The organism is Streptomyces sp. ISL-96, assembly GCF_018614035.1.
Taxonomy (GTDB): Bacteria; Actinomycetota; Actinomycetes; order Streptomycetales; family Streptomycetaceae; genus Streptomyces.
The window spans coordinates 1-22685 of record NZ_JAGGPA010000040.1 but is presented as its reverse complement, the minus strand read 5'-3'; the positions used below and the strand labels follow the sequence as shown (position 1 = coordinate 22685).

Annotated in this window: 21 protein-coding genes; 11 read left to right on the top strand and 10 right to left on the bottom strand. The window is 68.4% G+C overall.

Annotated elements, in window-relative coordinates; genetic code table 11:
- The first annotated feature begins 88 nt into the window (after positions 1-88).
- Positions 89-1060 carry an ATP-binding cassette domain-containing protein gene (locus J7E96_RS24795; protein WP_215133960.1) on the top strand — a complete coding sequence of 324 codons (972 nt, stop codon included), beginning with the start codon at positions 89-91 and terminating at the stop codon, positions 1058-1060.
- Complete coding sequence (locus J7E96_RS24790; protein ID WP_215133958.1) at positions 1057-1914, top strand: ABC transporter permease; 858 nt, start codon at positions 1057-1059, stop codon at positions 1912-1914. Before J7E96_RS24795 ends, J7E96_RS24790 begins: the two co-directional genes overlap by 4 nt.
- A gap of 65 nt (positions 1915-1979) precedes the next feature.
- Here the strand turns inward: J7E96_RS24790 and J7E96_RS37665 are convergent, their stop codons facing one another.
- A complete protein-coding gene (locus tag J7E96_RS37665) occupies positions 1980-2246 on the bottom strand; it encodes a DUF397 domain-containing protein (protein WP_215133956.1) in 267 nt (88 codons plus the stop codon).
- Positions 2239-3123, bottom strand: a complete 885-nt coding sequence (locus J7E96_RS24780; protein ID WP_215133954.1) for a helix-turn-helix transcriptional regulator — start codon at positions 3121-3123, stop codon at positions 2239-2241. The genes J7E96_RS37665 and J7E96_RS24780 overlap by 8 nt, the downstream gene beginning before the upstream one ends.
- 214 nt (positions 3124-3337) lie before the next feature.
- Here J7E96_RS24780 and J7E96_RS37660 point away from each other — a divergent pair, with 214 nt between their 5' ends.
- From J7E96_RS37660 to fabI, 5 genes are all read left to right on the top strand, one after another.
- Positions 3338-3742 carry an ATP-binding protein gene (locus tag J7E96_RS37660; protein WP_285439512.1) on the top strand — a complete coding sequence of 135 codons (405 nt, stop codon included), beginning with the start codon at positions 3338-3340 and terminating at the stop codon, positions 3740-3742.
- Between the two features lie 306 nt (positions 3743-4048).
- On the top strand, positions 4049-5026 hold the full coding sequence (locus tag J7E96_RS24770; RefSeq protein WP_215133950.1) for an SPASM domain-containing protein: 978 nt from the start codon (positions 4049-4051) through the stop codon (positions 5024-5026).
- Positions 5027-5178: 152 nt separating this feature from the next.
- Positions 5179-6378, top strand: coding sequence for an RNA-guided endonuclease TnpB family protein (locus J7E96_RS24765; protein WP_215133948.1), 1200 nt, complete (start codon positions 5179-5181; stop codon positions 6376-6378).
- A 51-nt stretch (positions 6379-6429) separates the two neighbouring features.
- Positions 6430-6963, top strand: coding sequence for a hypothetical protein (locus tag J7E96_RS24760; RefSeq protein ID WP_215133946.1), 534 nt, complete (start codon positions 6430-6432; stop codon positions 6961-6963).
- Positions 6964-6990: 27 nt separating this feature from the next.
- Positions 6991-7773, top strand: a complete 783-nt coding sequence (gene fabI / locus J7E96_RS24755; RefSeq protein WP_215133944.1) for an enoyl-ACP reductase FabI — start codon at positions 6991-6993, stop codon at positions 7771-7773.
- Positions 7774-7865: 92 nt separating this feature from the next.
- Here fabI and greA read toward each other — a convergent pair whose 3' ends face one another.
- Positions 7866-8363, bottom strand: coding sequence for a transcription elongation factor GreA (gene greA / locus J7E96_RS24750; RefSeq protein WP_215133942.1), 498 nt, complete (start codon positions 8361-8363; stop codon positions 7866-7868).
- 145 nt (positions 8364-8508) lie between these two features.
- Positions 8509-8928, bottom strand: coding sequence for a DUF4307 domain-containing protein (locus J7E96_RS24745; RefSeq protein WP_215133940.1), 420 nt, complete (start codon positions 8926-8928; stop codon positions 8509-8511).
- 131 nt (positions 8929-9059) lie between these two features.
- On the opposite strand from J7E96_RS24745, the gene mca reads away from it, so the two are divergent.
- The gene (gene mca / locus J7E96_RS24740) at positions 9060-9941 is read left to right on the top strand and encodes a mycothiol conjugate amidase Mca (protein WP_214969928.1); all 882 of its coding nucleotides are present in this window, start codon (positions 9060-9062) and stop codon (positions 9939-9941) included.
- Positions 9934-10254, top strand: a complete 321-nt coding sequence (locus J7E96_RS24735; RefSeq protein ID WP_215133938.1) for a hypothetical protein — start codon at positions 9934-9936, stop codon at positions 10252-10254. Before mca ends, J7E96_RS24735 begins: the two co-directional genes overlap by 8 nt.
- A gap of 99 nt (positions 10255-10353) precedes the next feature.
- Here J7E96_RS24735 and J7E96_RS24730 read toward each other — a convergent pair whose 3' ends face one another.
- Positions 10354-13584 carry a tetratricopeptide repeat protein gene (locus J7E96_RS24730; RefSeq protein ID WP_215133937.1) on the bottom strand — a complete coding sequence of 1077 codons (3231 nt, stop codon included), beginning with the start codon at positions 13582-13584 and terminating at the stop codon, positions 10354-10356.
- Positions 13585-13673: 89 nt separating this feature from the next.
- Entirely contained in the window at positions 13674-14597 is a 924-nt protein-coding gene (locus J7E96_RS24725; protein WP_215133976.1) for an arabinan endo-1,5-alpha-L-arabinosidase, read from the bottom strand.
- A 274-nt stretch (positions 14598-14871) separates the two neighbouring features.
- On the opposite strand from J7E96_RS24725, the gene J7E96_RS24720 reads away from it, so the two are divergent.
- Positions 14872-16893, top strand: a complete 2022-nt coding sequence (locus J7E96_RS24720; protein WP_215133935.1) for a thioredoxin domain-containing protein — start codon at positions 14872-14874, stop codon at positions 16891-16893.
- 62 nt (positions 16894-16955) lie between these two features.
- Here J7E96_RS24720 and J7E96_RS24715 read toward each other — a convergent pair whose 3' ends face one another.
- Entirely contained in the window at positions 16956-17594 is a 639-nt protein-coding gene (locus J7E96_RS24715; protein WP_215133933.1) for a TetR family transcriptional regulator, read from the bottom strand.
- 109 nt (positions 17595-17703) lie between these two features.
- Positions 17704-18414 carry a hemolysin III family protein gene (locus J7E96_RS24710; protein ID WP_215133931.1) on the bottom strand — a complete coding sequence of 237 codons (711 nt, stop codon included), beginning with the start codon at positions 18412-18414 and terminating at the stop codon, positions 17704-17706.
- Positions 18415-18636: 222 nt separating this feature from the next.
- On the opposite strand from J7E96_RS24710, the gene J7E96_RS24705 reads away from it, so the two are divergent.
- Positions 18637-20463, top strand: a complete 1827-nt coding sequence (locus J7E96_RS24705; RefSeq protein ID WP_215133929.1) for a phosphoenolpyruvate carboxykinase (GTP) — start codon at positions 18637-18639, stop codon at positions 20461-20463.
- 248 nt (positions 20464-20711) lie between these two features.
- Here J7E96_RS24705 and J7E96_RS24700 read toward each other — a convergent pair whose 3' ends face one another.
- Together J7E96_RS24700 and J7E96_RS24695 are read right to left on the bottom strand one after the other, a co-directional pair.
- Entirely contained in the window at positions 20712-21101 is a 390-nt protein-coding gene (locus tag J7E96_RS24700) for a hypothetical protein (RefSeq protein ID WP_215133927.1), read from the bottom strand.
- A 90-nt stretch (positions 21102-21191) separates the two neighbouring features.
- Positions 21192-22403, bottom strand: a complete 1212-nt coding sequence (locus J7E96_RS24695) for a pyridoxal phosphate-dependent aminotransferase (protein WP_215133925.1) — start codon at positions 22401-22403, stop codon at positions 21192-21194.
- Positions 22404-22685 lie beyond the last annotated feature (282 nt).

Genomic DNA, 22685 nt, shown 5'->3' with positions numbered 1-22685 from the left:
TTGCTTGTCGCTTCACCGGGCGGGGAAAGTCCGGAAAAACTAAAATACGCAGAGGAAATTTCGCCCAAAAACTCATGGGGGACCTTCTATGCCAGGCGCCATCTACGCCGAAGCCCTGGTGAAAACCTTCGGCGACGTAACGGCTCTCGACGGTGTCGACCTCGACGTGCCGGAAGGCACAGTCCTCGGTCTCCTCGGTCCTAACGGGGTCGGCAAGACCACCGCCGTGCGCGTACTGACCACCCTCCTCCAGCCCGACAGCGGAAAGGCGGTCGTCGCCGGCATCGACGTCCTCAAGCACCCCAACGAAGTACGCCGCTCCATAGGCCTGTCCGGCCAGTTCGCCGCCGTCGACGAGTACCTCACCGGGCGCGAGAACCTCCAGATGGTCCGCAGGCTCTACCAGATGTCCGCGAAGGGCGCGAAGGTCCGCGCGGACGAGCTGCTGGAGCGCTTCAACCTCGCCGACGCCGCCGACCGCACGGCCAAGACCTACTCCGGGGGCATGCGCCGGCGCCTCGACCTCGCCGCCGCGCTCGTCGTCAGCCCGCCCGTGATGTTCATGGACGAGCCGACCACCGGACTCGACCCGCGAAACCGCCAGCAGCTGTGGGAGGTCATCCAGGAACTGGTCTCGGGCGGTACGACGCTCCTGCTCACCACCCAGTACCTCGAAGAGGCCGACCACCTGGCCCACAACATCTGCGTCATCGACCACGGCCGGGTCATCGCACGCGGCACCTCCGACCAGCTCAAGGCCCGGACCGGCGGCGAGCGCATCGAGGTCGTCGTGCACGACGCCGAGCACCTCACCGCCGCCGACGAGGTGCTGCGCGCCTTCGGCAAGGGCGCGAGCAAGACCGAGCAGCACACCCGCAGGATCACGGTCCCGGTCACCGGTGGCGCGAAACTGCTCGCCGAGGTCATCCGCGAGCTGGACACCCGGGGGGTCGAGATCGACGACATCGGACTGCGCAGGCCCACCCTCGACGACGTCTTCATCTCACTGACCGGCCACGCGGCCGAGGTCACCGGCGAAGAAGCGGAGGCCGCCAAGTGAGCGCCGTAACGGACACCGTCACCCCCGGCAACCGGGCCCCAAAGCCGCGCGGCGGCCTCTCGCAGTCGGTCACCGACTCACTGGTCATCGCGAAACGGGACCTGATCCGCATGGCCAGGATCCCCGAGATGATCATCTTCGGGCTGATCCAGTCGGTGATGTTCGTCGTCCTCTTCAGCTACGTCTTCGGCGGCTCCATGAGCATCGGCGGCGGCCTCGACCCCGCCAGGTACCGCGAATTCCTGATGGCGGGCATCTTCGCCCAGACCGTCACCTTCGCCACGGCCGGCGCGGGCGCGGGCATCGCGGACGACATGCACAAGGGCCTCGTCGACCGCTTCCGCTCCCTGCCCATGGCCCGCGGGGCGGTCCTCACCGGCCGTACCCTCGCCGACCTGGTACAGACGGCGCTGACCGTCGTGGTCCTCGCCGTCGTCGGCCTGCTGGTCGGCTGGCGCGTCCACGAGGGCATCCTCAAGGCGCTCGGTGCCTTCGCCCTGCTGCTGTTCCTGGGCTACGCGTTCTCCTGGATCGGCGCGCTGATCGGCCTGTCGGTCCGTACCCCTGAAGCGGCCACGTCGGGCGGCCTGATCTGGCTGTTCCCCGTCACCTTCGTCTCGAACGCGTTCGTGGACCCGACGATGATGGCCTCCTGGATCCGCCCGGTCGCCGAGTGGAACCCCTTCAGCGCCACCGTGCAGGCCTGCCGCGAACTGTTCGGCAACCCGGGCGTCGTCCAGTCCGACGCCTGGCCCATGCAGCACCCGGTCCTGGCCTCGCTGCTCTGGTCGGCCCTGATCATCGTGGTCTTCAGAACCCTGGCAGTACGCAAGTACCGCTCGGCCTCAATCTGACCCCGGATACGACGCACGACGAAGCCCCTGGCCGGTTTCTCCTCCGGTCAGGGGCTTCTAAGCGCTCAGGCCCCCGGAACCAGGCCGGTCTGGTTCGCCTTGACCCCGTCGCAGTACGCCCTGTACTCGGCCTCGGTAAGCGGCATCACGATGTGGGTGAGGACGGAGTGCCGCAGTACCCAACCGCCCTTCTCGGGTACATGCGTCACCTCCAGGCAATCGCCCGAGCCACCGCCCGAGAACGTTGACTTCGTCCACTCCGCGCCCGTCAGGTCATGAGCGAGGAGCCCTTCGAGGGTTTGCAGCTTGGCCCTGCGGGCTTCTTCAGTCACGCGACATCTCTTTTCTGATCGCTCTGATCTTTTCCAGCGAGTCCAACGGGGGAAGCGCCAGGCTCTTCAGGGAATCAACCAGCCCTCGGATACCACGCACCTCCTTGGGGTTCCTCCAGAAGGACATGCCCGTCATGGCGTCGAACGCGGCGATGGGGTTCTCGTTCGCCCCGCCGAACTCGAACAGGTGGAACATGTACGTGAGCGTTGCCCCGGCCTCAAATGGAATGACGCGGAAAGTTACATGCCCCTGCGTGGCGTCCAGGACCAACGAGTCAAGCTGTCTCACCATGACGGCAGCTCCGCCGACCTTCTGGCGCAGAGCGGCTTCACCGATGATCGCTTCGGTGATGGGCGGATTGGGTTTACCGAAGGCTCTGCGGCGGTTGGCCCGCAGTTCGACCGACCGTTCCACGAGGTGGGGCGACATCGTGGACTTGGCCAGCAGACTGGTTACCGTCCGACCGTACTCGGTTGTCTGCAGGAGCCCGGGGACGATGTTCCCGGCGCACGTCGTGATCTTCTGAGCGGAATCTTCGTAGGCGACGAACTCGATCAGTGACTCGTGGAACTCGTTGTCGAATTCGGTCCACCAGGCGCTCGCGATGGACATGCCTTCCCTGCGCATCGTTTCCAGCCGCACCCGGGTCTCAAGGTCCATCCGCAGGTAGGTGTGGATCGCCAACCACTCGGCGTCGTTGGGCCAGGTCTCACCGCGTTCCATGCGGGAGTAGCGGTCGTAGCGACTGAGCCCCATGGCGCGGGCGACATGGATCTGCTGCACCTTCTCGCCGTTGACGCGAGTCGCCAGGCGCACCCTCTTCAGCTCCGCACCGAAGCGTGTGCGCGCGATCATCGCGGCGGTGTTGACGGCCACGATTACCCACCCCTCTACGGCTGTTGGTCTTCAGCGCAGAGTAACGCGTAGCCCTGGCCTGCCCCATGTCGATGCCACTTCCGAGGGAGTTTCCCACCTAGGGGTTGCGTACGCAGTTGCGTACGCAACACACTCCTTGTCACGCACCGAGTCGATCACGTAGCGGTGCGTGACCATCTGTGCGGTCGCGCTCCGGCGCGCCCTGGAGGCTGTCATGGAAGCGAAGCGGCACGCGCCCACGAGTGACGCGTTACTGGCGGACAAGACGTTCCCCGGAACACCCGAGGCTGTTCGCCTTGCTCGGTGCTGGGCGAAGGAGGTGTTTTCCTTGGCCGGCGCCGAATGGGCGGATGTGTGCGAACTGCTCGTGAGCGAGGTGGCAACCAACGCCATTGCCCACACGGACAGCCCGTGGTTCCGGGTGCGCATCCTCTCGTCATTCCACGTCGAGATCTGGGACGCCTCCTACGAACTGCCGCAGCGACGCCAGACCACTCCGGAATCGGAGGGCGGGCGGGGGCTGGAACTCCTGGATCTGCTCTCGCCTGACTACCAGGTCGTCCTGTGTGGCCAGGGCAAGAAGGTCTGCTTCCAGCCGCAGGGCTGGATCGAGCCATGAGCGAGTGGAACGGTGCGCGAGCTGACCTCCGGCGCCGACCCCAGCTCCTGGGGCGAGCGCCTGCCTGCCTGACTCGACAACTCACAACAAGGCGGTAGCCGTGATCAAAGAAGGCTCCTACACGTTCATCGACGGCGCCGGTGCTGTCGAGCCGTTCAAGGGAAGTACGCGGTCAAGACTCCCGAAGTCTTCGACATCATCCGGGCCGGCTGGGAACGGGTCGGGCTTGCCGGCGCCCCCTACCGTCCGCTGCGCATCGAGTTCGAGCTGACCGACAAGTGCAACGACACATGCAAGTCGTGCGGCATGGGGGCGTTATCGCTGAAGGACGGCATCAACCTCACTGGCGTACAACTCGCGCGCCTTGTGGAACAGTTCGAGGACGTTGCGCTCCCCTCGGTGGCCATCACCGGCGGAGAGCCCTTCGTGGCCGCCAGGGACCTGTTTCGGTTCATGTCGATGGCGCGCGGCGTCACCGACATCTCCAAGCTCACGACCAACGGCCTCTGGGGCTCAGCGAAACGGTGCGCACCCACGTTTGAGCAGCTGGTCAAGAACGGGCTGATGGACAACAAGCTCTTCGTGCCGCTGCTGATGGTTTCCATCGGCGAGCAGACGACACCGTTGCACTACGTCTGCCGCATCATCCATCACGCGGTCACCGAGTTCACCGACCGGGAACTGAACGTGGCCATCTCCAGCCTCGCCGATCCGGCGGACCCTGAGCACAAGATCTACGCGCTGCTTGAGCTGTACGAGAAGACGTACGGCGCGTTCCCGCACGACCGTGTGCATTCCACGATGCGCGTCTATCTGGACAACACGCGTCTCGAACAGCAAGCACCCATCGTCCGGCCGGGCAGCACGCCGGTATCGCGATGGATGGACCACTGCTACGACTGCTTCGCCCCCACGGTCGGCTCTTACGTTCTGCCTACCGCCCTACTGAAGCGGACGGGTGAGCTCTATTCGTGCGCCGCGTTCAATGTCCCCGAGAAGCTCGGCTTCGGAAACCTCTTCCAAGAGACCTTGCGGGACATTATCGCGCGGACGAGCACCTCTCCGTACGTGGCGGCAGTCCGGGATGGCGGCGGCCTCAAGGGGCTGCACGGTGTCATTCCCCGTGCCGAAACCGACGCCATGACCTGCGACAGCTTCTGCGGATCGTGCAGCCTGCTCATCGACAAATTCGAGGCGGTTACGGGCGAAAGCGAGCCCGGTGGGTCGACAGTGCCCATGTTCTCCGAATCTTCCCTGCGTCGGCGGATGGGGGCGGCGCAGTGAGTACTCATTCCATCCCTGTCTCGGCAGGGGACGCCCGGCTTTAGCCGGGTGGGGAATGCCGTCCTTGGGGCGGAGCCGCGAAGTGGCGGAGATCCCTGCGTTGTCAGTGGCCTCCGCTACGTTGATCACGGAAGCCGAAGGGGGTGGGCTGGATGATTCGTGCGTACAAGTTCCTCATGCGGCCCACCGTCCGCCAGGACCAGGCCCTTCGCGAGATGCTGCGCGATCACTGCTCGCTCTACAATGGTGCGTTGCAGGAACGCCGCGACGCCTACCGGCACGGCTCGAAGACCACTGTCCGGTACGGGCAGCAGTCCGCGCAGCTTAAGGACATCCGTGCCTTCGACCACGAGCGTCAGGGCCGCTGGTCGTTCTCCAGTCAGCAGGCCACGCTTCGACGCCTCGACAAGGCGTTCGCCGCGTTCTTCCGCCGCATCAAGGCCGGAGACAAGCCCGGATACCCCCGCTTCCGAGGAGTGGGCAGGTTCGACACCGTGGACTTCCCCAAGGACGGCGATGGCTGCCGCTGGGACTCCACACCGCACGATGTGGTGACCCGCGTCCGCTTCCAAGGTGTCGGGCATGTCAAAGTGCACCAGCACCGCCCGGTGGTCGGCAAGGTCAAGACCGTCTCCGTCAAGCGCGAGGGCAAGCGCTGGTACGTCATTCTGACCGCAGAGCAGGCCGAGCCCGAGCCGCTACCCGCGACGGGCAGCGTGGTCGGCATCGACATGGGCATAGCCAACTTCCTGACCGACTCCACCAGTAAGTTCGTTCCCAACCCGCGTCACGGGCGGAAGGCCGCCGCGAAGCTCGAAGCAGCTCAGCAAGCACTCAGCCGCTGCAAGCGCGGCTCCAAGCGCCGCTGCAAGGCCGTGGAGATGGTCGCCCGGCTCCACCGCAAGGTGCGACGCCAGCGGCTCGACCACGCACACAAGACCGCGCTCGACCTCGTGCGTGAGCACGACTTCATCGCGCACGAAGACCTCAAGATCCGCAACATGAGCAAGGCCCCCGCGCCGAAGCCTGACCCCGACAATCCGGGCGCGTTTCTGCCCAACGGGGCCGCGTCCAAGGCCGGACTCAACCGAAGCATTTCCGATGCCGGATGGGGGGTGTTCCTCGCGATCCTGACTGCCAAGGCTGAGAGTGCCGGACGGGAAGTGATGGCCGTGGACCCCCGCAACACCTCCCGGCGGTGCCCCGAATGCGGGCACACCGCCAAGGAGAACCGGCCCACACAGGACAAGTTCCACTGCCAGGCGTGCGGCCACACCGCGCACGCTGACACGGTGGGCGCCCTGAACGTTCTACGGGCCGGGCTGGCCCGTCGCGAAGCCCAACCGGCATAGCGAGAAGCCACCCCGTTTACGGGGTGGAGGAGTCACGAAGTCGTAGCGCGGTTGTCTCGTACGGTCGAGGCGCGCATCGCACGCAGCGAGGAGTACCTGAGGGGCCACGAGAGCTTGTTCTACGAGCGGAAGAGCCGCTTCGCCGCTGCGGCAGACCGGCTGCGTGCTGCTGGGCTGGGGGACACGGACATTCTCGTGGATGTCGGGGCAGGTCTCACTGAGTTGGACGTCGTACTGCGGGTTGATCACGGGTGGCGCGGCAGGTACGTGCCTGTGGACGCCTGGGTCGACGGGACGGACCTGGCCGATTGGACGCCGCCCCGCGCTGTGGAGTGGTTCGCGGCACTGGAGGTCCTCGAACATCTCCTTGATCCGGAAGCGCTCGTCGAACGGTTCAAGCAGCACGCTCTGAGTGGATTTGTCATCACAACTCCCAACCCCGATAGGGTGGACGTCCTCGCCATGGACCCCACTCACGTCACACCAATTGACCAGAAGGCGCTTCGGGGTTGGGGCATGAGGACGACGCTGCACAACTTCTACGGGGCTTTTCAGGACGGCATTGCCGCCGTCTGGGTTCCGTAACTCCGCGAGATCAGAGGGACGCAAGGGATGCAGATGAACCTGGCCGGGAAGAAAGTTCTGATCTTCGGTCTCCTCACCGACGACTCCATTGCTTACAGCTGTGCGGAAGCTGCCATGGGGCAGGGAGCCGAGGTACTTCTGGCGAACGCCCCCGGGCGGCCGACCTCGCTCATGCAGCGCATCGCCAAGCGGCTGCCCGAGGAGCCGGTGGCGTGCCTCTCCGCCGACGTCACGGAGCCGGAGCAGTTGCAGAAGCTGGGTGAGGACGTCGGTGCGATCTGGGACCGGGTGGACGCCGTGCTGCATGCCGTCGCCTTCGCTCCGCCGGCGGCTCTCGGTGGGAATTTCCTCAAGACCGAGTGGGCGGACGTGGCCACGGCCATGCACGTCTCGGCGTACTCCGTGAAGGCGCTCACGGTCAGTTTGCTGCCCCTGCTGGAGAAGGCCGGGCGGGCCTCTGTCGTGAGTCTCACCTTCGACGCCACGGTGGCGTGGCCGGTGTACGACTGGATGGGGCCGACAAAGGCCGCGCTGGAGTCCATCACCCGCTACCTGGCGCGAGATCTTGGTCCTTCTGGGATCCGGGTCAACGCCGTCGACTCAGGTCCTATTCGCTCGATGGCGGGCAAGTCGATCCCCGGCTTCGACCAGCTCGCGGACGCGTGGCCTGACAGGGCCCCGCTGGGCTGGGACACGAAGGACTCCACACCGGTGGCTGACACCGTCGCCTTCCTGTTCTCCGACGCTTCCCGCATGATCACCGGCCAGGTGATCCACGTGGACGGCGGCTATGGAGTGGTCGGGGCGTAGGAGACGCGATACGAGGAGACCCCCGGCCGCCTGATGGCGGGCGGGGGTCTCCTCGTATCTACCGGGCGGGGCGGCAGATTCCGCTGGGCGGCTCAGCCCTGGTACGGCGTGGCTTCGAGGATCTTCACCGAAGCCTTGTTGCCGTTGGGCATCTCGTACTGCGCGTCCTCGCCGACCTTCTTGCCCATCACGCCGGTTCCCAGCGGGGACTGCGGCGAGTAGGTCTCGACGGCGGAGCTCGCGTACTCACGGGAGGCGAGCAGGAACGTCATCGTGTCGTCCTCGTCGCCGTCGAAGGCGATCGTGACGACCATGCCGGGTGCCACGACACCGCTGGTCGTCGGGGCCTCGCCGACCTTCGCGTTCTCCAGGAGCTGGGTCAGCTGGCGCACACGGAGCTCCTGCTTGCCCTGCTCCTCCTTGGCCGCGTGGTACCCGCCGTTCTCACGCAGGTCCCCCTCCTCGCGGGCAGCCGCGATCTTGGTCGCGATCTCCGTGCGTGCGGGACCCGACAGGTACTCCAGCTCGGCCTTGAGCTGGTCGTACGCCTCCTGGGTCAGCCAGGTGACGCTCTCGCTGGTCTGGGTCACAGGTGCTCCTCGTCGGTACTTGGATACAAAGCAAGCATCGCCCTACCCAGAAGGATGTGCCTCCAGGGGCGGGCGAAACCACGAGCCTAACAATTCAGGCGGAAAAGGGGGAGAAGGAAAACGACGGAAGACTGATCGCCGCAGGTCAGCCCGCGGAACCACGGTCGGGTGTGCAGCCTGTCAGCTCGGTGCTCGTCGCCCTGGACGTCGTACGGACCGTGTAGATCTCGTCGATGCGCTCGCCGCCCGGTGTGTCGATACGCACGTCCCTGCGGCCCACCTCGGCGCCGTCCTCCGCGAGCGAGCGCAGGGTGCAGGTGCCGGTCGCGTCCGCCTTCTTGCGTACTTCGAGGTGGACCTTGACCTCGGAGTCCGAGACGGTGTCGAACTTGATGAGCTCGGCACTGATCCGCTGGCCGGTGACGTAGTCGTAACCGAACCAGCCCGTCATCGCCAGGAGCCCGGCGCCCAGGACAGCGCCCACGATCTTGAGCTTGCGGTCCGCGCGCTCGTCCGCCGAGCGGCCGTAGCGGCCCTCGGGAAGGTCCTGACGCACCGCGGTCATGATCGTTCCTCCTGGGTCGGGAGCCGGCCGGATGATGGCTGCTGTCTCCGGAACTGTCTCCGGAATTTTCCGCCCCCTGATTCGGTCACTATAGAAGCCGCTTATTGCGCCGAATCATTGAGGATCGAGTCTTGACTGAGCAGCTGCGACTGATGGCCGTTCACGCACACCCCGACGACGAGTCGAGCAAGGGTGCGGCGACCATGGCGAAGTATGTGTCCGAGGGGGTGGACGTGCTGGTCGTGACCTGCACGGGGGGCGAGCGCGGTTCCATCCTCAATCCGAAGCTCCAGGGCGACAAGTACATCGAGGAGCACATCCACGAGGTCCGCAAGAAGGAGATGGACGAGGCTCGCGAGATCCTCGGCGTCCGGCAGGAGTGGCTCGGCTTCGTCGACTCCGGCCTGCCGGAGGGCGACCCGCTGCCGCCGCTGCCGCAGGGCTGCTTCGCGCTGGAGGACGTCGACGTGGCGGCGGGCCGGCTGGTGAAGTCCATCCGTACGTTCCGTCCGCAGGTCATCACGACGTACGACGAGAACGGCGGCTACCCGCACCCCGACCACATCATGACCCACAAGATCACGATGGTGGCTTTCGAGGGGGCGGCGGACACCGAGAAGTTCCCGGAGGCGGAGTTCGGCCCGGCGTACCAGCCGCAGAAGCTCTACTACAACCAGGGCTTCAACCGGCCGCGCACCGTCGCGCTCCACGAGGCGCTGATCGAGCGCGGCATGGAGTCGCCGTACGGGGAGTGGCTGGAGCGGTGGAAGGAGTTCCAGCGGGCGGAGCGGACGCTGACCACGTACGTTCCGTGCGCGGACTTCTTCGAGATCCGCGACAAGGCGCTCATCGCGCACGCGACGCAGATCGACCCGGACGGCGGCTGGTTCCGCGTCCCGATGGACATCCAGCGGGACGTCTGGCCGACGGAGGAGTACGAGCTGGCGAAGTCGCTCGTCGATACGTCCCTCCCCGAGAGCGACCTGTTCGCGGGCATCCGCGACAATGCCTGATGTGAACGTAACCCTGGCAATGACGCAGATCGTGCCGCTCGCCGCGGACAAGTTCGACAAGAACAAGGTGACCCCGGGTGTGCTCGGGTTCCTGGTGTTCGCGGCGCTGGCTGTCGGCGTGTGGATGCTGATGAAGTCGATGAACCGCCATATGGGCAAGGTCAACTTCGAAGAGGCGCCGGAACCGGGGGCGGAGGGGGAGAAGGCCCCGGCCCCGGCCTCGGCTTCCGCTGATGGTTCCGCTTCCCCTTCCGCCGCGGCTTCGGCCCCGGCCTCGGGGGAACCCGCGGGGGAGCGGCCCAAGGACGCGTAGGGACGCCCTGTGGGCGGGCCCTCAAGCGCCGGACGGGCTGGAAGATCCAGCTCCTCCGGCGATTGAGGAGCGGGGCCCCGGGGCAGCGCCCCGGTTCGCTCATCCCCGCGCCACCCCCACCACCACCCCCATGACCTCCCGCGCATGCCGATTCGGCACCATGCCGAGGCGCCACGCCTGCCAGCCCTCCGCCAGGTCCACGCCCCGCTCCAGTACCAGCGCGTACGCCTCCGCGCAGTCCTCCAGCTTGCCGTCGCGTGTCGGATGGGGCTCCCGGAGCAGCTGGGAGAGCTCCTCCTGGGCCACCGCCGTGCCGATCTCCGAGCCCCCCGGTGAACCGAACGGCAGCAGCGTGCAGCGCAGGAAGCGTGCCCAGTCCGCGCCGCGACGGTCGCCGTACGAACCGAACAGCCGCACTGCCTCGTCGCACAGCTCCAGCGCCTGCGTCGGCCGGTTGTTGCCCGCGTCCACGATCGCCAGCTCCAGGCACGTCCACGCCTCGCCGTGCGCCACCCCGATCCGGTGGAAGTCCGCCCGCGCGTCGACCAGCAGCTGACGCGCGAAGCCGGAATTGCGCAGGTTGCCGGTCTGCGCCGCGCGCTGGTCGCGCGTGACGCGGCCCGAGTGGTGACGGGCGCAGGCCAGCCCGTACACATCCCGCATCCGCGAGAACATCCCCCGCGCCCGCTCCAGCTCACGCACCGCCTCATCGACGTCGCCGCGCTCCTCCAGCGCCTGCCCGAGGTAGTAGAGGGTCCAGGCCTCGCCGCGCGCGTCCTCCGCCTCGCGGTGGCTCGACAGCGCCTGGCGGAGTTGATCGACGGCCGGGGACGGGTCGCCGTCCACCAGCCGCGCACGGGCCAGCTGCGTCAGCGCCCACGCCTCGCCGCGGCCGTCGCGCGTGCGCCCGTACAGATCCAGCGCCTCGCGCAGCTGTTCCTCCGCCCGCGGTACGTCGCCCATCCGCAGGTACACCTGGCCGAGCTGGAAGTGCGCCCACGCCTGCCCGTGCAGGCTCTCGCTCTCACGGTGCAGGACGAGGGCGGTGTCGAGGTGGGTGACCGCGTCGGCGAGATTCGCCCGGTCGCGCTCCACCGCGGCCAGCGCGTGCAGCGTCCACGCGCGGTCGGCGGCCAGTCCGTCGGACGACTGGAGCGCGAGCGCTTCGTTCAGTTTCGCCGCCGCCTCCGTCAGATTGCCCTGGTGGTGCAGCGTGATGCCCAGCGAACACAGGGCGCGGGCGGCACCAGCCTCGTTCTCGGCCTCGAAGTAGAGATCCACCACCGAGGAGAGGGTCGTACGGGCCTTGTCGAGCTCGCCGAGCTGGCGGGCCGCGATGCCCGTACGCCACTGCACCGACCGGCCCAGCAGGCCCTTGTCGACGGCCTGCGTCAGCTCGCTGATCTCCCCGAGGCGGTAGAGGTCACCGCGCAGCAGGCAGTAGTCGCAGAGCGCGCCGAGGAGGTTCAGTACGGCCTGCTGGTCCACGCCCTCCGCCTGGCGCAGAGCCGCCGTGATGAAGCTCGACTCGTCGTCCAGCCAGCGCAGGGCGGCGTCGAGGGAAGTGAAGCCGTGGGCCCCGAAGTGGTTGGCGCGCGTCGACGTCTTGCCGTCGACGAGGCGGATCACCGAGTCGGCCAGTTCGCCGTAATTGCGGATCAGGCGCTCCTGCGCCGCCGCCCGGTCCGCCGGCTCCTCCTCGTCGAGCAGCCGCGCCTGCGCGAACGCCCGTACGAGATCGTGCAGGCGGTAGCGACTGCCCCGCACGTGGTCGATGAGCCCGGTCCGCGACAGCGCCGCCAGCAGCCGCTGCGCCTCGTGCTCGTCGGTGGCCAGCAGCGCCGCGGCCGCCGCCGCGCCCAGGCTCGCCCGGCCCGCGAGCGCGAGCCGGCGCAGCAGGCGGCGGGCCGCGTCCGGCTGGTCGGTGTAGCGCAGCCACAGCGCGCGCTCCACCGGATCGACCGGACCGTACGCGGCAAGATCCGCCGCCAGCGCACGCGGCGTGCGCGCGCCCAGTGAGGAACCCGCGACGCGCAGCGCCAGCGGCAGCCCGCCGCACAGCTCGGTGATCCGGTCCGCCGCCTGGGCGTCGTACGGGCCCTCCTTCTCCTCCGCCACCTCCCGCAGCAACTCCTCCGCGCCCGCGGCGTCCAGCGCCTCCACCGGCAGCTGGTGCACCCACGCCGGGATGTCCGCGGGCAGGTCGAGCGGCTGTCGCGCGGTCACCAGCACCAGGCTGTCCGAGCGCTCGGGCACGAGTGTGCGCACCTGCGCCGGGTCCGACGCGTCGTCGAGCACCACCGTCACCGGCAGCCCCGTCAGGTGCTGGTGGTACAGCTCGGTCAGCCTGCGCAGCTGCTGCTCCTGCGAGGACCGTTCCCGGAAGAGGAGCTGTTCGCGCGGCGCGCCGAGCCGGTTGAGCAGGTGCAGCAGGGCCTCCCGCGTCGACAGCGGCGACTCGTCCGCCGTGTCGCCGCGCAGATCCACCACGCACGCGCCCCGGAACTGGTCCCTGAGGTGATGCGCCGCCCGCACCGCCAGCGTCGTACGCCCCGAACCGGGCGCCCCGTGCAGCACGACGACCGTCGGCCGCGTCTCGGTGCTCGCCCGCGCCGCGTGCACCCACTGCGCGATCTGCCCCATGGCGGTCCGGCGCCCCGCGAAGGGGCCGTCGGGCTCCGGCAGATGCCCGAAGGACTGCTCCAGTACGGAGCGTCTGCGCGCCGCCTGGCTGCGGTCGGCGCCGCGCAACTGCCCGGCGACGGCGGATTTCGTCGCCGTACCGGAGCCCGTACGCCCACGGGTCGCGGCCAGCAGGACGTGCTGCTGGTCCAGGAACGGACGTATCCCCCGCACCTCAAGCGCCGTGAGCCACTGCAGCCTCAGCTGCTCGGGCCCGCCGGGCTGCGCCAGCGCGCCGGCCCGCTGGTGCGCGGCGGGCCAGTGCGAGGCGGTGACCTTGACGACGGTGGCGGCGGCCCCGGCTACCGCGACGACGGCTCCGGCGGCGAGCGCGGTACCGGCGTCCGTACCGAACGCCAGGTCCGCGCCGACGGCGGCGACGGCGGCAACGGCCGTGACGAGTCCGGGAGTTGAGAGATCCGTACCGCTGAACCGTTCCGCCAGCGACCGCTGCCCCGCCTGCGCCTCGTCCAGCGCCTTGACGTACGCCGCGTACTCCTCGGCCGCGCCGGCCGCCATCGTCTCCAGCGCGGCCCGCCCGCGCACCAGCAGTGCGTTGGCATCGACCCGCCCGCCCGACCGCCGCACCTGTTCCTCGACGGCCCGTACCAACAGCCGCTCGGCTTCCGCCCGGTGGCTGTCCCGCATGTGCGTCCCCCTCCGAGAGCAACGATTGCGGGACAAGTGTCCTGCTTGACGCGCGTCAGCGCGAGGGCCCGGCGATCAGATGCGCGCCGTCAGTACGCCGTGGGCCAGCCGCCGCTCCAACTCAAGAGGTTGAGACCGAGCTTGGGTGTGCCGGCGTCATTCCCGTCGTAGTAGTGGTAGACGAGCAGGTCGCCGTCGACGTCGGGCATGATGTCCTGCCCGCCCGGACCGATCACGGAGCCCTGCGACGCCATGACCACGGTGCCGCCGTTGTTGGTCATGGCGACGCCGTTGCGGTCGTAGTAGGGGCCGGTGGGGCTGGTGGCCCGGCCCGCCTTGATCTTGTACGTGGACGAGGTGCCGCTGCAGCAGGTGTCGTACGAGGCGAAGAGGTAGTAGTAGCCGTTCCGCTTGACGACGGTCGGGCCCTCCAGCGCCTTCGTCCCGGTGGGCCGCGAGGCGAGGGAGCGGCGGGCGGTGTCGCTCGCGTGCTGCTTTCCGGTCCCCGGGTCGAGGCGGATCATCTTGATCCCGCTCCACCAGGAGCCGAAGGCCAGCCACCACTTGCCGTCGCTGTCGACGAACAGGTCGGGGTCGATGGCGTTGTAGTCGCTGCTCGACGTGGAGGAGTGGACGATGCCCTGGTCGCTCCAGCTGCCCGGCAGGCCGGTGGAGGAGGTGGCGAGGCCGATGGCCGAGGTGTTGGAGCCGAAGCGGGAGACGGCGTAATACATGAGATAGCGCCCGCCGTGGTACGAGATGTCGGGCGCCCACGGGTCGTTCTCCGGCGAGTAGCGCGACCACCAGCTCGGCGGCGAGGAGAGGGCGTTGCCGTTGCGGCTGAACGCGGTCCGGTCGGTGGAGGTACGGGATTCCAGATAGCCGTGGGTGGAGTAGAGCAGGTACCGGCCGTCGGACTTGCGGAGCACGGTCGGGTCGTGGACGACGACGTCGCCCGTGACTCTGCCGGGGCCCGGGTAGGCGGACGCGCTCGACGGCATCAGGGCCAGCATGACGGCGGTGGGCAGAGCGAGGAACGAAGATCTGCGCAGAGTGCGGCTCACACGCTTCTCCTTCAGTTCATGGGGGGTGGGGATTCACAAGGAGAGATCGTTCGAAATACCGAACGGCGCTCGCCGAGTCGAACGGGAACCTAGGTAGAAAGCGTTTGTGCGTCAACGCTGCGCGCAATGTTTGTTGCGAAGCGAGCCGACGGAGCGGAGGGAGCGGAAGGTTCGCCCCGTGGCGGCGTGGGCGTGTTTCGTCGTGTGCGCAAGGATTGGGGGTATGGCGAACCGACTGGCCCATGAGACGTCCCCCTACCTCCTTCAGCACGCCGACAACCCGGTCGACTGGTGGCCGTGGTCGGCCGAGGCCTTCGAGGAAGCGCGGAGGCGGGGGGTTCCGGTGCTGCTCAGCGTCGGGTATTCGAGCTGCCACTGGTGTCATGTCATGGCTCACGAGTCCTTCGAGGACGAGCCGACCGCCGAGTACCTCAACGAGCACTTCGTCAATGTCAAGGTCGACCGCGAGGAGCGGCCGGACGTCGACGCTGTGTACATGGAGGCCGTGCAGGCCGCCACCGGGCAGGGCGGCTGGCCCATGACCGTCTTTCTGACCGCCGACGCCGCGCCCTTCTACTTCGGTACGTACTTCCCGCCCGAGCCCCGGCACGGCATGCCCTCCTTCCGGCAGGTGCTGGAGGGCGTCAGCGCCGCCTGGACCGGCCGCCAGGAGGAAGTCGCCGAGGTCGCCGGGAAGATCGTCCGGGATCTGAGTGAGCGCTCGCTCGCGTACGGCGCGCCTGAGCTGCCGGGGGAGGAAGAGCTGGCGCAGGCACTGCTCGCGCTGACGCGCGATTACGACGCCAAGCACGCCGGATTCGGCGGCGCGCCGAAGTTCCCGCCGTCCATGGTGCTGGAGTTCCTGCTGCGGCATTACGCGCGTACCGGCTCCGAGGGGGCCCTGCAAATGGCCGCGGACACCGGCGAAGCGATGGCGCGCGGGGGAATTTACGACCAGCTCGCCGGTGGGTTCGCGCGCTATTCGGTGGACCGCGAATGGGTCGTACCGCACTTCGAGAAGATGTTGTACGACAATGCGCTGCTCTGCCGGGTGTACGCCCACCTGTGGCGGGTCACCGGATCGGAGCTCGCACGGCGGGTGGCGCTGGAGACCGCGGACTTCCTGGTGAGCGAACTCCGTACGCGGGAGGGCGGATTCGCGTCCGCGCTCGATGCGGACAGCGACGACGGTACCGGCAGGCACGTCGAGGGCGCGTACTACGTATGGACGCCGGAGCAGCTTCGTGAGGTGCTCGGGGAGCAGGACGCGCAGTTCGCGGCGCGGCTCTTCGGGGTGACGGAGCAGGGGACGTTCGAGGAGGGTGCGTCCGTGCTCCAGCTCCCGGTGGGGGAGGGTGTGGCTGACGCGGCGCGGGTGGCCGATGTCCGGGCCCGGCTGCTTGCGGCGCGCGGCGGACGGGCGCGCCCCGGGCGCGACGACAAGATCGTGGCCGCCTGGAACGGGCTCGCGATTGCCGCGCTGGCCGAGACCGGGGCGTACTTCGACCGGCCGGACCTTGTGGAGCGGGCGACCGAGGCCGCCGATCTGCTGGTGCGGGTGCACATGGACGAAGGGGCGCGGCTCGCCCGTACGTCAAAGGACGGGAAGGCCGGGGCCAACGCGGGCGTGCTGGAGGACTACGCCAATGTGGCGGAGGGATTCCTCGCGCTGGCGGCGGTGACGGGCGAAGGGGTGTGGCTGGAGTTCTCGGGGTTCCTGCTGGACATCGTGCTCGATCAGTTCGTGGGCGAGGGCGGGACGCTGTACGACACGGCTCACGACGCCGAGAAGCTGATCCGGCGGCCGCAGGACCCGACGGACACCGCGACGCCTTCGGGGTGGACGGCTGCGGCGGGTGCGCTGCTTTCGTACGCCGCGCACACCGGGTCGGAGGCGCACCGGAGTGCGGCGGAGGGGGCGTTGGGGGTCGTGAAGGCGCTCGGGCCGCGTGCGCCGCGGTTCATCGGGTGGGGTCTCGCGGTGGCCGAGGCGGCGCTGGACGGGCCGCGCGAGGTGGCGGTGGTGGGCCCGGCCGACGACCCGCTGACGAAGGAACTGCACCGGGTGGCGCTGCTGAGCGGGGCGCCGGGGGCGGTGGTCGCGGTGGGCGAGGTGGGGAGCGAGGAGTTCCCGCTGCTGGCGGACCGGGGGCCGGGGGCGTATGTGTGCCGGCACTTCGTGTGCGACGCGCCGACGCTGGAACCGCTGGTTCTGCGCGAGCGACTCGGCGGCTCCGGCCGCTAGCCCCTGGCTGCCCCCCCCGCCGGGGCCGGAACCATGCCACCGGCCTGTCCACGGTCACGGCGTCACAGCCGGAAGCCGTCGTTGAGGGTGTCCAGGGTGCGGTCGATGAGGGCGATCAAGTCGTCCTGTCTGCCGTGCTCCGCCCAGTACACGGTGGTTTCCACCAGCGCGGCGACGAAGCTCATGGAGACGACCCGCACTTCCAGTTCGTCCGCGCCGCGCCCCGTCCGCTCGGCCACGGCCTCGCACAGCATGCGGCCGGTCACGGACATGCTCTCCATCATGCGGGCGCGTACGGCGGGCACTTCGGTCAGCAGCTTCGAACGCAGCAGCATCTCCTCGGGCTCGTGGGCGAGGGAGTGCCGCAGGGCCTGGGTCACCACGGTCCGCAGGGACTCGACGAGCGGTTCGTCGGCAGGGCGGGCACGCAGAGCAGATTCCATCAGCGTGTCGTACTCGTCGGTGATGACGATGTCTTCCTTGGCGGGGAAGTAACGGAAGACGGTCGACGGCGAGACCTCGGCGGCCTCGGCGATCTGCTCGACCGTGGTGGCCTCGTACCCCTGCTCGGCGATCAGCCGGTAGGTCGCGGTGCGGATCGCGTTGCGTGTCTTGATCTTCTTGCGCTCGCGCAGGCCCGGTCGCAGGGGCGGTACGGCGTCGGCGAGGGGATGCGGGGTGTCGGCGGGCATGCCCGTCATTGTCGGGTATCGGCCCGACCGGTCGCGGCACGACAAGTGGCCGTGGCTTCGAGGCCACGGCCACTGCGGGTGGAGCACGTGAAAGACGTGAAAGAAGGGGAGCGGGCCGTCAGGCCGAGTACGCCACCAGTGAGATGCCCACGTAGTGCGCGATGAACGCGGCCAGCGTCAGCGAGTGGAACACCTCGTGGAACCCGAACCACCGCGGCGACGGGTTGGGGCGCTTGAGGCCGTAGATCACGCCGCCGGCGCTGTAGAGCAGCCCGCCGACGATCACCAGGACCAGTACGGCGATGCCGCCCGCCCGCATGAAGTCGGGGAGGAAGAAGACCGCCACCCAGCCCATCGCGATGTAGCAGGGGGTGTACAGCCAGCGCGGGGCGCCGACCCAGAAGACCCGGAAGGCGATCCCCGCCAGTGCCGCCGCCCATACCGCCCACAGCAGCGTGCGGCCGGTGGAGGCGGGCAGCAGGAGCACGGTGAGAGGGGTGTAGGTGCCCGCGATGATCAGGAAGATGTTGGCGTGGTCGAGTCTGCGCAGGATGGCTTCGCCGCGCGGACCCCACGTGCCGCGGTGGTAGATCGCGCTGATGCCGAAGAGCAGGCAAGCGGTCAGGATGTAGATACCGCACGCCACCCGGGCGCGGGTGGACTCGGCGAGAGCGATGAGCACCAGGCCGGCGACGACCACGGCCGGGAACATCCCGGCGTGCAGCCAGCCGCGCAGTTTCGGTTTGACCGGGCTCGGAAGGTCGATTTCGACGGCCCCCTTGCCGGGGCCGTCTGGGTTCGGCAGCTGATCGGACTCGGCGAAGGTCATGCGGACAATCCTACCTACGCGACCGTAGGTTACGACCAGGTAGGGGTGATATGAGTGGCGATGCTCACGTGAGAGGCCCCCTGGACATATGGGCGCGCGGCGCGGATGATCAGATGAGTGCGGTCGGCACCGGATGAGCGCCAACGAAACAACGTCGTGAAGCATCCGGGTCGCAGCCCCCACGGGGCATACACCTAAAAACACCCTCACTTAGGAGCAACCGTGGCGCGCGAGAACGCGGCTCCCACCACCCGTCCGACGAACCACCAGGAGCTGATCTCCTGGGTCGACGAGATCGCAGCCCTCACCGAGCCCGACCAGGTCGTCTGGTGCGACGGCTCGGAGGCGGAGTACGAGCGGCTCGCCGAGGAGCTCGTCGCCAAGGGCACGTTCAAGAAGCTGGACCCCGTCAAGCGCCCGAACTCCTACTACGCCGCCTCCGACCCCAGCGACGTCGCCCGCGTGGAGGACCGCACCTTCATCTGCTCCGAGAAGGAGGAGGACGCGGGCCCGACGAACCACTGGAAAGCCCCCGCCGAGATGCGCGAGATCTTCGCGGGCGAGAAGGGTGTCTTCCGCGGGTCGATGCGTGGCCGCACCATGTACGTCGTCCCGTTCTGCATGGGCCCGGTCGGCTCGCCGCTCTCCGCCATCGGCGTCGAGATCACCGACTCGGCGTACGTCGCCGTCTCGATGCGCACGATGACCCGGATGGGTCAGGCGGTCCTCGACGAACTCGGCACCGACGGTTTCTTCGTCAAGGCCGTCCACACCCTCGGCGCCCCGCTCGCCGAGGGCGAGGCCGACGTCCCGTGGCCGTGCAACTCCACGAAGTACATCTCGCACTTCCCCGAGGACCGCGAGATCTGGTCCTACGGCTCGGGTTACGGCGGCAACGCCCTGCTCGGCAAGAAGTGCTACGCCCTGCGCATCGCGTCCGTCATGGCGCGCGACGAGGGCTGGCTGGCCGAGCACATGCTGATCCTCAAGCTCACCCCGCCGAAGGGTGAGTCGAAGTACGTCGCCGCCGCCTTCCCGTCGGCCTGCGGCAAGACCAACCTCGCCATGCTGGAGCCCACGATCTCCGGCTGGACCGTCGAGACCATCGGCGACGACATCGCCTGGATGCGGTTCGGCGAGGACGGCCAGCTGTACGCGATCAACCCCGAGGCCGGCTTCTTCGGCGTCGCGCCCGGCACCGGTGAGCACACCAACGCCAACGCCATGAAGACCATGTGGGGCAACTCCGTCTTCACGAACGTCGCGCTCACGGACGACGGCGACGTGTGGTGGGAGGGCATGACCGAGGAGCCGCCCGCGCACCTCACGGACTGGAAGGGCAACGACTGGACCCCCGAGTCCGGCACCCCCGCCGCCCACCCCAACGCCCGCTTCACCGTCCCGGCCGGCCAGTGCCCGATCATCGCGCCCGAGTGGGAGGACCCCAAGGGCGTACCGATCTCCGCGATCCTCTTCGGCGGCCGCCGCGCCACCGCCGTTCCGCTGGTGACCGAGTCCTTCAACTGGCAGCACGGTGTCTTCCTCGGTGCGAACGTTGCCTCCGAGAAGACCGCCGCCGCCGAGGGCAAGGTCGGCGAGCTGCGCCGCGACCCGTTCGCCATGCTGCCGTTCTGCGGCTACAACATGGGCGACTACATGGGCCACTGGATCAAGGTCGGCGCGGACAAGCCCGACCAGTCCAAGCTCCCGAAGATCTACTACGTCAACTGGTTCCGCAAGAACGACGCGGGCAAGTTCGTGTGGCCTGGCTTCGGTGAGAACAGCCGCGTGCTGAAGTGGATCGTCGAGCGTCTTGAGGGCAAGGCCGAGGGCGTCGAGACCCCCATCGGCATCCTGCCGGCCAAGGGCTCCCTGGACACCGAGGGGCTGGACCTCTCCGAGGAGGAGCTGGACTTCCTGCTCACGGTCGACAAGGAGGTCTGGCGCGAGGAGGCCGCCCTGGTCCCCGAGCACCTCAACACCTTCGGCGACCACACTCCGAAGGAGCTGTGGGACGAGTACCGCGCGCTCGTCGAGCGCCTGGGCTGATTCCCGCTCAACTGATCTCCGCGGCCGGGCCTTCCTGACATCCGCCCTGACCTGTGGGGTCACCGGCCCGCCGCGGCACGGCCCCCCGAAGCCCCCTCACGGCTTCGGGGGGCACCCTTTTGCGCCTAAGCCGGCGCCGCTCTCGCGGACGTGGCTGGGCGCCGTTGGGGTTGCTCAATTGATGGTTGCGGTGGCAATAGAACATGGCACCCGGTCCGTAGACCCCTGGGGCCCACGGACCGGGGCCGTCAGTGGGCTCCGACGAGGCGGAGTTCTTCGAGCGCGGCCGCGTGTGCGTCCATGCGCTCGGCGGCGAGGATCGCGACCGCCGTGTCGGCGCGCGAGGCGGCGACGACCAGCGCGCGGCCCGCGAGCTCGTGGGCGCGGCGGTGCAGTGCGACCGGGGCCGCGTGGGTGAGGCCCGCGTGCCTGGCCGGCGGGGCGCCGCGCAGCCGGGCGACCTGGGTGGCTATACGGTCGGCCGCCGCGCCGAGGCCCAGCTCGTCGGTGACCGCGAGGAGTGCCGCCAGGTGTCCGGCGAGCTGGATGTCCAGCTCCTCCTCGCGCGAACGGTGGGGGAAGTCGGCCCGGTCGACGGCCATGCGGTGGACCGACTTGTTGCGGATCGGCTCGTACATGGGGATGGCCTCCTGCCAGGGTCAGGAGACCAGCCTACATTAGATTCTGTCTAAAGTTGAGTCGAGTCGCGGTAGGTGGCGCGTGGCCGCCTACGACTGCCCGTATCCGTCCAGGAAGGTCCCGATCCGCGTCACCGCGTCCGCCAGCTCCTCCGCTGCCGGGAGCGTCACGATGCGGAAGTGATCGGGCTCGGGCCAGTTGAAGCCCGTACCGTGCACGACCATGATCTTCTCGGCCCGCAGGAGGTCGAGGACCATCTCGCGGTCGTCCTTGATCTTGTAGACCTTGGGGTCGAGGCGCGGGAAGAGATACAGCGCGCCCTTCGGCTTCACGCACGTGACACCCGGGATCTGGGTCAGCAGGTCGTACGCCGTGTCCCGCTGCTCCAGTATCCGGCCGCCCGGCAGCACCAGGTCCTCGATCGACTGCCGCCCGCCGAGCGCCGTGGCCACCGCGTGCTGCGACGGCATATTGGCGCACAGGCGCATGTTGGCGAGGATCGTGAGCCCCTCGATGTACGACGAGGCGTGTGCCTTCGGGCCGCAGACCGCCAGCCAGCCGCTGCGGTAACCGGCCACGCGGTAGTTCTTCGACAGGCCGTTGAAGGTGAGGGTCAGCAGGTCGGGCGCGATGGCGGCGGTCGGGGTGTGGGTGGCGCCGTCGTACAGGATCCGGTCGTAGATCTCGTCGGAGCAGACGATCAGGTTGTGACGGCGGGCGATCTCGGTCAGGCCGCGCAGCATCTCGTCGTCGTACACCGCACCCGTCGGATTGTTCGGGTTGATGATGACGATGGCCTTGGTGCGGTCCGTGATCTTGCGCTCGATGTCGGCGAGGTCCGGCATCCAGTCGGCCTGTTCGTCGCAGCGGTAGTGCACGGCCGTGCCGCCGGCGAGGGAGACGGACGCGGTCCACAGCGGGTAGTCCGGCGCGGGGACCAGCACCTCGTCGCCGTCGTCGAGCAGCGCCTGCATCGACATCTGGATCAGCTCGGAGACGCCGTTGCCCAGGTAGATGTCCTCTACGCCGAGGTCGATGCCCTTGGTCTGGTAGTGCTGCATGACGGCGCGGCGCGCCGCCAGCAGGCCCTTCGCGTCGCCGTAGCCGTGCGCGCCCGCGAGATTGCGGAGGATGTCCTCCAGGATCTCGGGCGGGCACTCGAAACCGAAGGCCGCCGGGTTACCGGTGTTGAGCTTGAGGATGCGGTGACCCGCCGCTTCGAGCCGCATCGCCTCCTCGAGCACGGGGCCGCGGATTTCGTAACAGACGTTTGCGAGCTTCGTCGACTGGATCACCTGCATGACGGCCACCTTACGGGCGCATAACGGAACACGCTTGGTGTTTTTGGCCACGTGAGTGTCAGGCCTCCCGATTGGGCCGAGGGGCAGCGCCCTCACGGGCGCTGCGGCGGCGTGACGGCGTGCCCTCATCGCGCTCTTGTCCGCCGGGTGGAATCCCCCAACAATGCACATGACAAAACCGGAGCGGTCCCGCTCCGGTCACTCATGTCGTTCAAGAGGGGACCCCCCACATGAAGAAGCCTCTCGTCGGCGCGCTCTTAGCCCCAATGCTGGTGATTTAGG